This is a genomic window from Mesorhizobium sp. CA14, assembly GCF_020165195.1.
GTDB lineage: Bacteria > Pseudomonadota > Alphaproteobacteria > Rhizobiales > Rhizobiaceae > Mesorhizobium.
Genome location: NZ_JAIUHR010000018.1, coordinates 82743 through 96863, shown reverse-complemented (window position 1 = coordinate 96863; position 14121 = coordinate 82743). Strand labels below are relative to the sequence as shown.

Sequence of the window (14121 nt, the reverse complement as noted above, 5' to 3'; positions counted from 1 at the left end):
ATGCCAAAACGCCGCCCACCGGGCGGCGTTTTTGTTTGGCTTTTGTGGGTCGCGGCAACCCAAGCATATGCTGCTGGCTTGGCCCCTACTTCCCTTGCACGAAATCCATGAACGGCGGAAAAGTGAGGAGCACGCCGACGAGGAGCAGCGCAAAAGCGGCGATATTGACCCTGCTCATCGCCACCGTCTTGTTTCCCCAACGACCGGCGAGGATGAACCATGCCGCCAGCCAGACGATGATGGCCACGGTCGTCACGCCGGAGAGAGCTCCTGTCGGCTTATAGAAGGTCAGCAAGCCGTTGATGGCCTTCGATGCGTCGCCGGCGAGCGCCAGGATGCCGATGGCAGCGCAGCCGATGCCGGCAGCCAGAATGGCCGCCGCGCCGGGACCATTGGGTATGGTTTCGGGGATCGTTTCAACGGGTTGACTTCGGCCGACGACCGGCTTCTGCAAGATAGTCATGGCTGTTCTCCTTCTGGCTGCGCGGCCGGCGGCTGCACTCCAGGTGTCTGGGCTGGCGCTTGGGCACCCTCCGGCTGCTCTCCTTGTATCAACACGATCGATTGGCCGCCGCGGACGGGAGCGTACTTGTTGAGGAACGCACCCAGTGCGCCGGCTGCGCCCGTCGCGACGAACGCCGCGACCGCGAAAGCCAAGACCGAGATACGCATGTTCCGATGCTGAACGATCGCCCGTCCATATTTCATGGTGACGTAGGCGACCATGGTCATTGCGATTGGCGCCAGCCAAGCGACATGCTCTTTCCATTCCATGCCGAGGGAATGCCACTCAGATGTTCTTGGGCTCGACAGGAGGAGGCTGCGCGGATAGTTCGAAAGATCGGTTACCCGGCAGGCGGAATGGCGCGATACCATGGATAGACGCTGTAGGCGCCGGAGAACACCGTGAGCCAGGAGAGAACCACCATCGCAACAAGCCAAAAGTTGAGCAGAGACTGTTCCCTTGTGCTCATTGGCGGCGCCCCTGGCGCTGACATTCTGTAGAGACCGGCAATCGCGCCGGAAAATGCGAGCATGAAAAGGGCACCGAAACCCATTCCGTGCAGCACCGTCATGAGATCGCGAGTGGTGATTTCCATCGACTGGCTCCTTCCCTTACCCTCTCCTTATTTGCTAATTTAGCTTGCCATTATAGAGAGGCAGGACCCGGCGCTCATTGACGTGGATCAAACGATTAGCCGGCTTGAAGAAACCTAGATTTGCGTGTGCCCGCGTCTCGATGGCGATTGGCTCAATACCGCATTGTGAGTGGTCCGATATCAGCGGGATGCCTGGTTCGGGGAGCGGATCGGGCATACTACGGGTCGAACGGCTCGGTCGCTGTCGCGCCCAAATTGTGAGAGGGCGTGAGGCTGCCTGGCGTCTATCAGCCAAAAACACCACTCAGCGGCGACCGGGCGTGACCCCGCGCGGTCTTCGATCTATCCGATCGGGCAATTCTTCATAGCCCCGTCAACGACGGCGCGTTTCAAGTCTGCGAAGGCCCGGAATACCGGGCTTTGGCTGGAAACCTGATGTCGTCTTTGGAAAATCGGGGGCCGGTCGGCGGTTGGCAGCGGTACGAGGAGGCCACTATGTGCCAGCGCCGGCCGGCCGACCCCACGGACCCAGGAGATGCGGCGGACCTGAGCATCATGGGGTATTTTTGGATCGAGCCGGTTAGTCTACCCTCGCGCCGGCCTCGTCGTCTGTCTATGCGTCGCAGATTTGCGCAAGACCTTATAAAAATCAACCATTTCTTAACCACCGCTCGCGAATCGCTTGGGTTAAGGTAAACTCGTAACCCTGTTGGGACAGCCGGGAATCGACGGCCTTTTTTGCCGAGCATGTCTCCCGAACGTGGAAACTGGTTTCGGGACAAAGACAGGCGCGTGCCGGGTCTGAAAGATCGCGACGCGTTTTTGGTTTCTGAGAACCGGCCTACGCCGGCCATAGCCTTCATAGAGCGGAGACACTTGTGAGGGCTTCGGCCGGCGAAGGCCGGAGCGGAGCGCATTTAAAAGTACGTGAGCACCGGAAGCGCAGGAAACTATCGTTCGCAGGCCGGCATCACCTGAATATCAACACAGCCTAGGCGGCCTTGGCGACGACCCGGTTGCGACCGCCGCTTTTGGCTTCATAGAGCGCAAGATCGGCGCGCTTCATCAGCGCCGCGACGCTGTCGGTTCCTTTCAGCAGCGAGGACACGCCGACGCTGACCGTGACCTCGATCGTCTTGCCGTCGTTGCCGACCGCAAAAGGCGCCTGCGCGATCTCGGCGCGGATGCGCTCGGCCACCTTCTCGGCGACCGCGCCATCGGTATCCGGCATCACCACGACGAACTCCTCGCCGCCGAACCGGCAGGCGAGATCGATGCCGCGCACATTCTTGCGCAGCCGCCTGGCGAATTCGCGCAGCACATCGTCGCCGCCGTCATGGCCATAAGTGTCGTTGATCGACTTGAAGCGATCGAGATCGGTGATCATCACCGACAGCGGCCGCCGCCGCGCCACGGCGCGATCGAACAGCGTCTGCAGATGGCTGTCGAGGTAGCGCCGGTTATGCAGCCCGGTCAGCCCATCGATTACAGCCATCTCGATGGTCTGGGCGACACTGGCGCGCAATTGGTCGTTATAGCGTTTGCGCCGCACCTGCGTGCGCAGGCGCGCCGTCAGCTCATGCTGGTCGATCGGCCGGATCAGGTAGTCGTTGATGCCGAGCTCCAGGCCGCGCAGAATGCGGCCCTCCTCGCCTTCGTCAGCGAGCAGCATGATCGGCAGGAAGCGGGTGCGGTCGAGCGAGCGCAGCTGCGAGCAGAGCCTCAGCGCATCGAAGTCCGAGAAGGCGGTCGAGATCAGCACGCACTCGTAAGGCGTCTCTGCCGCCTGGAAGAACCCTGCATTCGGATCGGTGGCGACGTCGAGCTCGGCGCTGTTGCGCAACATCTTCTGGATGCGTTCGACGGAAGTTTTGCGCTCGTCGATGAGGAGCACCTTCGGCTTGGCGTCTTCGGTCGTGAAATCGCGGCTCAGAAGCTCTTCGATGCCGATGTTGCGCGTGGTCGAGGCGCGCAGCCTGAGCTCGTCGGTCAGCGATTTCAGCCTGACGAGGCTCTTGACGCGCGTCATCAGCTGCAGGTCGTTGACCGGCTTGGTCAGGAAATCGTCGGCGCCCGCCTCGAGGCCGCGCACTCTGTCCGAAACCTGGTCGAGCGCGGTGATCATGACGACGGGAATATGCGAGGTCGCTGGATCGCTCTTCAGGCGCTTGCAGACCTCGAACCCGTCCATATCCGGCATCATCACATCGAGCAGCACGACATCGACCTTGCCGTTCTCGCAGGTTTCGATCGCATCCGGGCCGTTATTGGCCGTCAGCACCTCGAAATACTCGGCAAGCAGCCGAACCTCCAGCAGCCGCACATTGGCGGGGATATCGTCGACGACGAGGATCCGCGCAGTCATCTCAAAACTCCGGTTCTGCTGGTCTCGGGCATCAGGCGTCGCCCAGATAGGATTTGATCGTCTCGATGAAGCGCGGGACCGAGATCGGCTTGGAGATATAGGCCTCGCAGCCGCCCTGGCGAATGCGCTCCTCATCGCCCTTCATGGCGAAAGCGGTAACGGCGATGACCGGAATCGAATGCAACTCGTCGTCTTCCTTCAGCCATTTCGTCACTTCCAGGCCGGAGACCTCGGGCAGTTGGATGTCCATGAGGATGAGGTCCGGCCGGTGCTGGCGCGCCAGATCCAGCGCTTCCAGCCCGTTGCGTGTGCGAACCGTATCGTAACCGCTGGCTTCGATGAGGTCCCGAAAGAGCTTCATGTTAAGCTCATTGTCCTCGACGATCATAACCTTCTTAGCCATCAGTTTTCCGTCCCGACCGCCCTCGAAACCGAGGGCCGTCGCAATGCGTCCCCTTCGGACCGCACCCAACCCTTTTCCACTCTAGCCCAATATGATTGACGAAACGGAAACCGAAGGTTGGAAAGCTGCACCAATTCCACCTTCGGACGTTGTACGGGAGAGAGCGGAGGCTTGCCGCAAGCGACGCTTGCCGTTACTGCGGAAGGAGACTCGAAAAAATCCACAATTCCAAAGGTAGTGATGGCGAACGCAGCGTCAATGCGCGAGGAAGCGGAAACCATTGCTGTCAAGGCGCTGGGCTTCGTCGCCGCCGATCCGGAGCTTCTGCCCCGCTTTCTGGCGATCACCGGCATCGAGGCAAACTCGATCCGCAGGGCTGCCGCGGAGCCCGGCTTCCTTGCCGGCGTCCTGCAATTCATCCTTGCTCATGAGCCGACGCTGCTGCGCTTCGCCGAGGAGACCGGCACGCCTCCGGCCGCCGTCGGCAAGGCATTGCGCGCCCTTCCGCTCGGCAACGACGATCACGAGCGTTCGACATGAGCGACGATCCCGAGACGGCGCGGCAGATCGAAGAGCTTGCCGCCGACGATCGCCCGCTGCTCGTGCTGGACGTCGATGATGTCGTGCTCGAATTCGTCCGGCCCTTCCCCCATTTCCTGAAAACGCGCGGCTTCGGACTGACGCTGGCATCCTTCCGCCTCACCGGCAACATCGCCGAAACGGCGACCGGGCGTCTGATCGAACAGCCGGAAGTGACGGCGCTGCTTGGCGAATTCTTCGACGCCCAGGCGGATTGGCAAAGCATCACCGAGGGCGCTGCGGATGCGCTGGCGATGCTCGGCCGAAGCGCCGAGATCGTCATGCTGACCGCCATGCCGCACAAGCACCGCGCCGTGCGCCGCGCGCATCTCGATGCGTTGGGGCTCAACTATCCGCTTCTGACGACGGAGATGGCCAAGGGACCGGCCATTGCCAAACTGCGCGGCCTTAAAAGTCGGCCGGTCGCCTTCGTCGACGACCAGCCCTCCAACCTGATCTCGGCGCGCAATTCCATCGCGGACGCGTACCTCTTCCATTTGATGGCCGACAATTCGCTGCGCGCCTTCCTGCCGCCGACGCCGGAAGACATCATCTCGGTCGAGGACTGGCGTGAGGCAGCACCAAAGATCGCGAGCGCTCTCGGGCTTTAAAGCATGTCTCCCGAAAGTGGGAACCGGTTTCGGGATAAAGACATGCGTAAAATCAAGACCCTAAGCGCATGGAGCGAATCTGAAAGATCGCGACGCGCTTTAGTGCGAGCGTTCAGGGCTGCAGCTTCGCGCCGGCCCCGCCATTGTCGCCGCCATCCGAATTGTCGCCGCCGGTTGAGTTGTCGGTTCCGTTCGCGCCGTCATCGCCTGAATTGTCATCCTGGCCGGAGCTGCCGTCCTGGGTGGCATCCGGCCCCTTCAGCATCGCGCCGTTGACCGTGAGGGATCCGTCGGCCTTGGTGTTGATCACCCACTCCAGGCGACCGTCCGGCAGCGTCTTGCCGAAGCCTTTGACGGCCAGTGCAAACGGGAAGGCCTGCGCCATTTGCTCATCGCTCTTGGCCCCTTCCTTCAGGGCGTCGACGATCTTGTCGTAGCCGGCGACGTCGACGGTGACGCTCGCATCCGGTTTTTCGCCGGGAAACGTCATCTCGCCTTCCATCGCGAGCTCGATGTCGCCATTCTTCACCGTGCTGTGTCCGATGACGACCTTCGGATCCTTGGCCTTGAAATCGGCGACCAGAGCCTTGCCGAATTCATCCGAGAGCGGCGGATTCTTATTGAGATCAAAGGCTTCGATCGCCTTTTTCGCCATCGTGTCGAGATCGATATTGGCGCCGCCGAAATTCAGGTCGATGTCCGTGGGCAACAGCGGCACCGTCCATTCAGGCAGGGTCTGATGCGGGATTGTCAGACCGGTGGCCTTGATCGTGTAATCAACCTTGCCGTTCTGGGAGACGCCGTCCATGCCGAATGCGGTGCTGAACTGCGTGGCCCCGAATTTGCCGACAGGGCTCTCCACCTCGAAATTCTTGAAGCCGTAATTGCCCTCGATCCTTTCCCAGATGGGCAGCGCAGCCAGCATGAGCGATTTCAACTCGGCCTGGTTCGCCTTGAGCTTTGCTTGGTCCTCATTGGCCACGGCAAAGGCAAGCAGGTCGAGCAGCGGCTTCGTCCGCACACCTTTGCCGTTCGCATCCACCGACAGTTCCGGCGTCTTCAGGGTGAGCGGGAAGTTCAATCCTTTTTCGGGATCATCGACTTTGATCATCTCGACAAAGTTCGAGACTTTTTGCGTGGCGGTGAAGTCGACGCCGCCATTGGCGGACTTGGTCGCGGTAACGGTGGCGGTACCGGCGCCGGTCGAGACGTCGGCCTGCTGCTTGGCTTCCCGCGACGTCATGGTCATCCCGGCCAATGAGCTGGTAGCGCTGGTGAAGGCCGCAAGGGCCGGATCGTAGACGCTGGTCAACTTGCCGTCCTTGATCGTGAACTCCATGCTCTGACGGCCCTCCGGCCCGTCGAATTCGAAGGAAGCGCCCTGCGAGAAATTCGACGAGACATCCCATGATCCGTCGCTGCGCGGCTTCACCATCAGCGCGTATGGCGCCATGTCGAATTTCAGGAGCTTCTGCTCCGGCAGCGCGTTGACGAGCGCTTTGATGTCGAGCGCGATCTTGTAGGCGTCGCCCTCGACCGAAACCTTGAGCACGCCCTTGTCGAAGGCCTGCTTGCCAAAATAGCGCGCCAGATTGTCGGACAGATCTTTGGCGCCTTGGCTGTCCACAGTCTGCGCAAAGGTGGGCGCGCTGAGCGCAAGGGCAAAGGCAAGTGGCAAAATACGCTTCACGTTGGTTCTCCGTGGTCCCGGAAGAATGATTTATGCTTCTGGTAGGCAAGAAGCGTTACAGCCGCAAGACGCCGACTGTAGGCCAAAAGCGCATCCGGCTAAAGCACCAAGCGCATCAGCGGCCGGCCGGGCTTGCGTTCCACCAGCCTTTCGAAGCCGGCCTTCTCGAACACCCGCGACGAGCCGACGAAAAGCCCGATCGAGCGCGAATCGCGCGACAGGTCGATCGGGCAGGCTTCCAGCAGCCTCGCGCCGTTCTCGCGGGCGAAGGCGATGCCGCCCTCGACGAGGCGATGCGTGATGCCTCGTCCCCTCGCCTTGACGCGGACGAAGAAGCAGGAGATCGCCCAGACCGTCGGGTCGTCGGCATCGGCCCGATCGACCGGCGCCGAGCCCCTGCCCTGATTGTTCCACTCGGGGATGTCGGCGCGCGGGCCGACCTGCATCCAGCCGACGGCCTTGCCGTCCTCGAAGGCGAGAAGTCCCGGCGGCGGACCGGCCTCGATTCGCGCCTTGATGAGGTCCTTGTTGCGCTCCTTGTCGCTGGCGCGGCGTTCCGCCGGCGCCAGCCGGAAATGCGTGCACCAGCAGCCGTAACAGGCGCCCTGCTTGCCGAAGAGGTCCTCGAAATCGGACCAGCGCTCAGGGGTCAGCGGTGCTATGGTCGTGCTCATGCGTTCTCCCCAGGCCAAGCTTGTTGCCGGCGCTGCGCTGTCGTACCATTGCGTTTGTTCTCTTTATGTTCGCAGCGATGGCGGCTCCTGTCAACAATCCCGAACACGGTTTTTGCCGTGACTGCCTGGCGCTCCAGCGCTCGCAGACGCGCCGCTGCGATCGCTGCGGCAGTCCGCGCCTTGTCCGCCATGAAGAGCTCTACCGGCTCAAGATCGCCCATATCGATTGCGACGCCTTCTACGCGGCGATCGAAAAGCGCGACAATCCGGCGCTGAAGGACAGGCCGGTCATAGTCGGCGGCGGTCGGCGCGGCGTCGTCTCCACCGCCTGCTACATCGCCCGCATCCAGGGTGTTCGCTCGGCCATGCCGATGTTCAAGGCGCTGGAACTCTGCCCGGAAGCGGTGGTGATCCCGCCCAATATGGAAAAATATGTCGGCGTCGGACGCCAGGTCCGCGCGTTGATGCAGGCGCTGACGCCGCAGGTCGAGCCGCTGTCGATCGACGAAGCCTTTCTCGACCTTGCCGGCACCGAGCGGCTGCACGGCATGCCGCCGGCGCTGGTGCTGGCGCGCTTTGCGCAGACGGTGGAAAGGGAAATCGGCATCACCGTTTCGGCCGGCCTCTCCTACTGCAAGTTCCTGGCCAAGATCGCCTCGGATTTCCGCAAGCCGCGCGGCTTTTCGGTAATCGGCGAAGCCGAGGCGCCAAGCTTCCTCGCCGCGCAGCCGGTGACGATGATCTGGGGCGTCGGCAAGGCGCTGGCCGCGACGCTGGAGCGCGACGGCATCCGCATGATCGCGCAATTGCAGCGCATGGAGCGCGGCGATCTGATGCGCCGCTATGGCGTGATGGGCGACCGGCTCTATCGGCTGTCGCGCGGCGAGGACGACCGCCCGGTCGACCCCGACGGCGATGCAAAGAGCGTGTCGGCCGAAACCACTTTCGACACCGACATCGCCGCTCTGGCGGAGCTGGTGCCGGTGCTGCGCGGCCTGTCAGAAAAAGTCTCAGCGCGGCTGAAGAAATCGGGCATTGCGGGGCGCACCGTGGTGCTGAAGCTGAAGACGCAGGATTTCAAGACCCGGACCCGCAACCGCCAGCTCGGCGATCCGACACGCCTGGCCGACCGCATCTTCCAGACCGGGCTAGACCTTTTGCGCCGCGAGGCAGACGGCACAAAATTCCGCCTGCTCGGCATCGGCGTCAGCGACCTCTCCGACGATGAAAAGGCCGATCCGCCGGATCTGGTCGACCTGCAGTCGCGCAAGCGCGCGCTTGCCGAAGGCGCGATGGACACGTTGCGCGACAAGTTCGGCAGGAAAGCCGTCGAGACCGGTTATACCTTCGGCAAGGGCCGCGCCGCCAATCCGCCCGAGCCGCTGGAAGAGTGACGTTTAGAGCAATTCCAGGAAAAGTGTGAAGCGGTCAGGCGCGGCGACTTCGCCGTCGCCTACCCGTCCGGAATCGCGTCAAAGCAAAGGTCAGCTGCGCGTGAGATCGATCCGGCTCGTCACCACCATCTTGCCCGTCGCCGGATCCATGTCGGTCACCGTCATGCGCATATTGTCCGGCCCGACCTTCTCGACCGTCAGTTCCGCGTCGCGGTCGCCATTGACGATTTTCGCCCAGTGGATGTCGAGATTGATCGCGTCGCCCGTGCGGCTTCCGCTCAGCCCCGCGGGCCCGCTGCGCGAGCCGATATAGGTGCCGGTGTAGCTCGCCCCGCTGACCTTCAGGTCGGCGCGTATTTCCCGCGACATGATCAGCAGTGCGCGGCAGGTGCCGTCAAGCGACAGCGAGTTCGCCGTCGCGTCCGAGGTGAAGGTGCAGTTGATGTTCATCACCGGGGTGTTGGTTCTGATCCTGACGGTGCCCTTGCCAGAAAACTTTCCCTGCAGTGAGCGCAGAAAAGCGGCCTCGTCGGCACGCGCGCCCGTCGAGCACAAAAGGCAAGCGGCGACCAGCAAGGCGGCAGTCGATTTCATCAAGGCGTTCCCCTCTCGCGATCACTAGAACAATTCCAGGAAAAGTATGACACCGTTTCGGCCGGCATCTTCCGAAGGACGACGGAAGCGTGGACTTAACGGACGCTGCGACGGCAAGGTTCCGCCGTCGCTATGACGGTTTTTTGATATCCCGATTGGCTGGTCCAGTGGAATGCCGCCGCTAACGGTTGCGGCCCAAGCCCAGGCTTGCGACATAGGCGCCCAAATGGCGCCCGCTCCCTCGATCCCAAAAGCTGCATTCTGGATGGCTCTGTCAATCGCCTCGATGCTGGCGATGTCGGTTGCCGGCCGCGAGACGACGGCCGAGCTCAACGTCTTCCAGGTGCTGGAACTGCGCTCGGTGATCGGTTTCTTCATCCTTTTGCCGCTGGTGGTGATGAATGGCGGTTTCGCCGCAATGCGTACCGGGCGCCCTTTCGCCCACATTGCCCGCAATGTCATCCACTACGCCGGCCAGGCCGCGTGGCTCTACGCGCTGACGCTCATTCCGCTCGCCGTGCTGATCTCGATCGAGTTCACGACGCCGATCTGGACGGCGATTCTCGCGGTCAGTTTTCTGGGGGAAAGACTATCCCGGTCAAAACTGACGGCGATCGCGCTTGGCCTGATCGGCGTGGTGATCATCGTGCGCCCCAGCGCGGGCTCGATGGATCCCGGCCACCTCGTCGTGCTCGGCGCCGCGGTCTGCTTCGGCATCTCGATGGTGCTGGTGAAGTCGATGACTAGGACCGAAAGCGTGGTGCGCATCATCTTCTGGATGCTGATCATCCAGTCGGTGGTTGGCTTGATCCCGGCTCTTTATAGCTGGCACAACCCTTCGCCCGGGCTCTGGCCATGGATCTTCGTCATCGCCTTCACCGGCATGTCGTCGCATTTCTGCCTGGCCCGCGCGCTGGTCCACGCCGATGCCACGATCATCTCGCCGATGGATTTCCTGCGCGTGCCGCTGACGGCGCTGGTCGGCTGGCTGCTCTATCGTGAGCAGGTCGACGTCTTCACCGCCGGCGGCGCGGCCCTGATCCTCGCCGGCAATTTGCTCAACCTGCAGAAGAAGACGCCGCGGGTGGCAGAGGCGGAGGCGGCTACGCCCTGAGCTAGACCAACTCCACGTCCACCACGCCCTGTACCGCGCGCATGGCGGAGGCGATTTGCGGCGAGACGCGATAATTACCCAGGCCGATCTCAATCTCGCCCTGCGCCTCTCCCTTGAGAACGATGATGCTGACTTGACTGTCGCCACGCTGCTTGAGCTGCGATTGAATAATCGATGATGGTCCATCGTCCCTGACAAAGATGCGTAGCGCTTTCTGGATGCGGCTGGCTTCATCGTCCAGTGATTGCACCGAGTTAATGCGCAGGTTTACGCCCTCAGGCCTGTCTTCGGCTGCAACCATAATCACCACCGAACTGCCGGGCTCCAGCATGTCGCGATACTGCGCCAGGCCTTCGGAAAACAGCACAGCTTCATACTGTCCGGTCGTGTCGGAAAACTGCACGACGCCCATCTTGTTGCCGGTACGGGTCTTGCGCTCCTGCTTGGAGGTGACCGTGCCGGCGAGACGCCCGGCCGCGGCGCCGCGTTTGACCGCGGCCGAGAATTCCGCCCAGTTCTGCACCCGCATCTTCTGGAGTGCAGCCTTGTACTCGTCCAGCGGATGCGCCGAGAGATAGAAGCCGACCACCTGGAACTCGCGATGCAGCCGGTCTGCGGCAAGCCAAGGGTCGGTCGCCGGCAGGTTGAGCGCCTGCGACTGGCTCCCGAGCGATGCGCCGAAAATGTCGGCCTGGCCGGAAATGGCATTCTGCTGCGCCAGCGAGGCGAGGCCCATCATGCGCTCGACGCCGGCCATCATCTGGGCGCGGTCGTGGCCGAAGCAATCGAGCGCGCCGGCCATGATCAGGCTTTCGAAGACGCGCTTGCCGACGATCTTCGGATCGACGCGCTCGCAGAAATCGGCAAGGTTCTTGAACGGCTTCTCGCCGCGCTTCTCGACGATGTGCTCGACCGCCGCGTCGCCGACGCCCTTCAGCGCCGCCAGCGAATAGAAAATCTTGTTCTCGCCAACCTCGAAGGGTCGGAAGCTGGTCATCACCGACGGCGCCACCACCTCAATGCCGAGCCGCATGGCGTCCTGGCGGAAATCGGCCAGCTTGTCGGTATTGCTCATGTCGAGCGTCATCGACGCCGCCAGGAACTCGACCGGGTAATGCGCCTTGAGATAGGCGGTCTGGTAGGAAACGACCGCGTAGGCCGCGGCGTGCGACTTGTTGAAGCCGTAGTCGGCGAACTTGGCCAGGAGGTCGAAGATGAAATCGGCTTGCGGCTTTGAGACGCCGCGCTCGACCGCGCCGGAGACGAAGCGCTCGCGCTGCTTGTCCATCTCGGCGCGGATCTTCTTGCCCATGGCGCGGCGCAGAAGGTCGGCTTCGCCGAGCGAATAGCCGGAAAGCTCCTGCGCGATCTGCATCACCTGTTCCTGGTAGACGATGACGCCTTGCGTTTCCTTCACCAGATGGTCGATCTTGGGATGGATCGAGGCCATCTCCTCCTCGCCATGCTTTCTGGCGTTGTAGGTCGGGATGTTCTCCATCGGACCGGGACGGTAGAGCGCCACCAGCGCGATGATGTCCTCGATGCAGTCCGGCCGCATGCCGATCAGCGCCTTGCGCATGCCGGCACTTTCAACCTGGAACACGCCGACCACCTCGCCGCGCGACAGCATGGCGTAGGTGTCGGGATCGTCGAGCGGTATCGTGGCGAGATCGATGTCGACGCCGCGCCGGCGGATGAGCTTCACCGCCGTTTCCAGCACGGTCAGCGTCTTCAGGCCGAGGAAGTCGAATTTCACCAGCCCCGCCTGCTCGACATATTTCATGTTGAACTGGGTGACCGGCATGTCCGAGCGCGGATCGCGATACATCGGCACCAGCTCCGACAGCGGCCGGTCGCCGATGACGATACCGGCAGCATGCGTCGAGGCATGGCGGTAGAGGCCTTCGAGCTTCTGCGCGGTGTCGAGCAGCGTCTGCACGATCGGCTCCTTCTCCGCCTCCTCGGCGAAGCGCGGCTCGTTGGCGATGGCGTCGGCCAGCTTGACCGGGTTGGCCGGGTTCTGCGGTACCATCTTGGAGAGCTTGTCGACCTGGCCGTAAGGCATCTGCAGCACGCGGCCGACGTCGCGTAGCACCGCGCGCGCCTGCAGCGTACCGAAGGTGATGATCTGGCCGACCTGATCGCGGCCGTATTTCTGCTGGACGTAGCGGATGACCTCCTCGCGCCGGTCCTGGCAGAAGTCGATGTCGAAGTCCGGCATCGAGACGCGGTCCGGGTTGAGGAAGCGCTCGAACAGCAGCGAGAAACGCAGCGGGTCGATGTCGGTGATGGTGGTCGAATAGGCGACCAGCGAGCCGGCGCCCGAACCGCGCCCCGGCCCGACGGGAATGCCTTGGGCCTTCGCCCATTTGATGAAGTCGGCGACGATCAGGAAGTAGCCCGGAAACTTCATCTTCTCGATGATGCCGAGCTCGAATTCGAGCCGTTCGCGATACTGCTCGACCGTATAGCCGGGCGTGGGCCCGTGCTTGGCGAGTCGCGCCTCCAGACCCTCTCGCGCCTGACGGGCAAGCTCTGCCGCCTCGGCCTTCTCGGCCGCATCCTTGTCGGCGGCGTCGGCGCCGGTGAAACGCGGCAGGATCGGGCTGCGGTTCTTCGGATAATAGGAGCAGCGCATGGCGATCTCGACCGTGTTGTCGATCGCTTCGGGCAGGTCGGAGAAGAGCCGTGCCATCTCGGCCTGGCCGCGCAGGAAATTGTCCGGTGAAAGCCGCCGGCGATTGTCCGCGGCGACCACCGAGCCTTCGGCAATCGCAATCAGCGCGTCATGCGCCTCGTAGTCATCGCGCTTTGAGAAGAACGCCTCGTTGGTGGCGACCAGCGGCAGGTCGTGCGTATAGGCCAGGTCGACCGTCGACTTTTCGACCATGCGGTCGTAGCCGGCCACCCGCTCCAACTCGACATAAAGCCTGTCGCCGAACAGGCCCTTGAGGAACAGCAGCCGCTGTTCAGCGAGGTCGCGCCGGTCCGCTTTGAGCGCGCTGCCGATCGGACCGCGCGGCCCGCCGGTCAGGCAGATCAGCCCGTCGCACCAGCCTTCCAGCGTGGCGCTGGTCAGGTGCACCGGCTCGCCGGGCGGCGTCTCGAGATAGACCTTACTGATCAGCCGCACGAGATTGGCATAGCCAGCCTCGCTGGCGGCGATCAGCACGACCGGCGACATCTCCGGCCCATGCCGGCGACGGTCGCGCTGGCCGTCGCTCGCCTCGCCGGAAAAGGCCAGATCGATCTGGCAGCCGATGATCGGCTGGATGCCGTCCTTGACCGCCTTCTGCGCGAATTCGAGCGCGCCGAACAGGTTGTTGGTGTCAGTGACCGCGATCGCCGGCGCCTCGTCCTTGACCGCATGGCCGACGATCGCGCCAAGCTGCAGCGCGCCTTCGAGCAGCGAATAGGCCGAATGCACGCGCAGATGGATAAAGGTGCGCGCCGCCGCTTCCGGCCGCGCGGCCTTCACGGCTGCTTCGCGCTGCAACGGGTCGCGTGGAAGTCGTTCATCCGCCATGTTTTTGTCGCGCTGTTCCAAAGACTCAAGATCCATGCAGATGTATTGTCCCGGACGGGGCCATGCCAGTC

Annotated in this window: 13 protein-coding genes; 4 read left to right on the top strand and 9 right to left on the bottom strand. The window is 62.8% G+C overall.

Going from position 1 to position 14121, the window contains the following annotated elements:
- Positions 1-85: 85 nt before the first annotated feature.
- The 5 genes from LB565_RS19085 to LB565_RS19065 all read right to left on the bottom strand — a co-directional run bounded on the left by LB565_RS19085 (position 86) and on the right by LB565_RS19065 (position 3868).
- Positions 86-454, bottom strand: coding sequence for a hypothetical protein (locus tag LB565_RS19085; protein WP_224586665.1), 369 nt, complete (start codon positions 452-454; stop codon positions 86-88).
- Between the two features lie 5 nt (positions 455-459).
- The gene (locus LB565_RS19080) at positions 460-732 is read right to left on the bottom strand and encodes a hypothetical protein (RefSeq protein ID WP_224586663.1); all 273 of its coding nucleotides are present in this window, start codon (positions 730-732) and stop codon (positions 460-462) included.
- Between the two features lie 113 nt (positions 733-845).
- Positions 846-1100 carry a hypothetical protein gene (locus tag LB565_RS19075; RefSeq protein WP_224586661.1) on the bottom strand — a complete coding sequence of 85 codons (255 nt, stop codon included), beginning with the start codon at positions 1098-1100 and terminating at the stop codon, positions 846-848.
- Positions 1101-2091: 991 nt separating this feature from the next.
- Entirely contained in the window at positions 2092-3465 is a 1374-nt protein-coding gene (locus LB565_RS19070; protein WP_224586659.1) for a PleD family two-component system response regulator, read from the bottom strand.
- A 31-nt stretch (positions 3466-3496) separates the two neighbouring features.
- On the bottom strand, positions 3497-3868 hold the full coding sequence (locus LB565_RS19065) for a response regulator (RefSeq protein WP_040995610.1): 372 nt from the start codon (positions 3866-3868) through the stop codon (positions 3497-3499).
- Between the two features lie 240 nt (positions 3869-4108).
- On the opposite strand from LB565_RS19065, the gene LB565_RS19060 reads away from it, so the two are divergent.
- Together LB565_RS19060 and LB565_RS19055 are read left to right on the top strand one after the other, a co-directional pair.
- A complete protein-coding gene (locus tag LB565_RS19060; RefSeq protein WP_040982364.1) occupies positions 4109-4408 on the top strand; it encodes a DUF3572 domain-containing protein in 300 nt (99 codons plus the stop codon).
- On the top strand, positions 4405-5058 hold the full coding sequence (locus LB565_RS19055) for a hypothetical protein (protein ID WP_224586657.1): 654 nt from the start codon (positions 4405-4407) through the stop codon (positions 5056-5058). The genes LB565_RS19060 and LB565_RS19055 overlap by 4 nt, the downstream gene beginning before the upstream one ends.
- 112 nt (positions 5059-5170) lie before the next feature.
- Here the strand turns inward: LB565_RS19055 and LB565_RS19050 are convergent, their stop codons facing one another.
- Both LB565_RS19050 and LB565_RS19045 read right to left on the bottom strand, forming a co-directional pair.
- Positions 5171-6748 carry a hypothetical protein gene (locus LB565_RS19050; RefSeq protein WP_224586655.1) on the bottom strand — a complete coding sequence of 526 codons (1578 nt, stop codon included), beginning with the start codon at positions 6746-6748 and terminating at the stop codon, positions 5171-5173.
- 98 nt (positions 6749-6846) lie between these two features.
- The gene (locus LB565_RS19045; RefSeq protein WP_224586653.1) at positions 6847-7422 is read right to left on the bottom strand and encodes a GNAT family N-acetyltransferase; all 576 of its coding nucleotides are present in this window, start codon (positions 7420-7422) and stop codon (positions 6847-6849) included.
- Positions 7423-7487: 65 nt separating this feature from the next.
- Here LB565_RS19045 and LB565_RS19040 point away from each other — a divergent pair, with 65 nt between their 5' ends.
- On the top strand, positions 7488-8816 hold the full coding sequence (locus tag LB565_RS19040) for a DNA polymerase IV (RefSeq protein ID WP_224586652.1): 1329 nt from the start codon (positions 7488-7490) through the stop codon (positions 8814-8816).
- Positions 8817-8906: 90 nt separating this feature from the next.
- Here the strand turns inward: LB565_RS19040 and LB565_RS19035 are convergent, their stop codons facing one another.
- Complete coding sequence (locus tag LB565_RS19035; RefSeq protein WP_224586651.1) at positions 8907-9410, bottom strand: hypothetical protein; 504 nt, start codon at positions 9408-9410, stop codon at positions 8907-8909.
- A 226-nt stretch (positions 9411-9636) separates the two neighbouring features.
- Here LB565_RS19035 and LB565_RS19030 point away from each other — a divergent pair, with 226 nt between their 5' ends.
- Entirely contained in the window at positions 9637-10524 is an 888-nt protein-coding gene (locus tag LB565_RS19030; RefSeq protein WP_224586650.1) for a DMT family transporter, read from the top strand.
- A gap of 1 nt (position 10525) precedes the next feature.
- Here LB565_RS19030 and dnaE read toward each other — a convergent pair whose 3' ends face one another.
- Entirely contained in the window at positions 10526-14050 is a 3525-nt protein-coding gene (dnaE, locus tag LB565_RS19025) for a DNA polymerase III subunit alpha (protein ID WP_224586649.1), read from the bottom strand.
- Between the last annotated feature and the right edge of the window lie 71 nt (positions 14051-14121).

What these genes read in the sequence shown, in the direction of transcription:
- LB565_RS19080 (WP_224586663.1), bottom strand. Translation starts at nt 732, where the DNA reads ATGACCATGGTCGCCTACGTCACCATGAAATATGGACGGGCGATCGTT.
- LB565_RS19075 (WP_224586661.1), bottom strand. Translation starts at nt 1,100, where the DNA reads ATGGAAATCACCACTCGCGATCTCATGACGGTGCTGCACGGAATGGGT.
- LB565_RS19070 (WP_224586659.1), bottom strand. Translation starts at nt 3,465, where the DNA reads ATGACTGCGCGGATCCTCGTCGTCGACGATATCCCCGCCAATGTGCGG.
- LB565_RS19065 (WP_040995610.1), bottom strand. Translation starts at nt 3,868, where the DNA reads ATGGCTAAGAAGGTTATGATCGTCGAGGACAATGAGCTTAACATGAAG.
- LB565_RS19060 (WP_040982364.1), top strand. Translation starts at nt 4,109, where the DNA reads ATGGCGAACGCAGCGTCAATGCGCGAGGAAGCGGAAACCATTGCTGTC.
- LB565_RS19055 (WP_224586657.1), top strand. Translation starts at nt 4,405, where the DNA reads ATGAGCGACGATCCCGAGACGGCGCGGCAGATCGAAGAGCTTGCCGCC.
- LB565_RS19045 (WP_224586653.1), bottom strand. Translation starts at nt 7,422, where the DNA reads ATGAGCACGACCATAGCACCGCTGACCCCTGAGCGCTGGTCCGATTTC.
- LB565_RS19040 (WP_224586652.1), top strand. Translation starts at nt 7,488, where the DNA reads ATGTTCGCAGCGATGGCGGCTCCTGTCAACAATCCCGAACACGGTTTT.
- LB565_RS19035 (WP_224586651.1), bottom strand. Translation starts at nt 9,410, where the DNA reads ATGAAATCGACTGCCGCCTTGCTGGTCGCCGCTTGCCTTTTGTGCTCG.
- LB565_RS19030 (WP_224586650.1), top strand. Translation starts at nt 9,637, where the DNA reads ATGGCGCCCGCTCCCTCGATCCCAAAAGCTGCATTCTGGATGGCTCTG.
- dnaE (WP_224586649.1), bottom strand. Translation starts at nt 14,050, where the DNA reads ATGGCGGATGAACGACTTCCACGCGACCCGTTGCAGCGCGAAGCAGCC.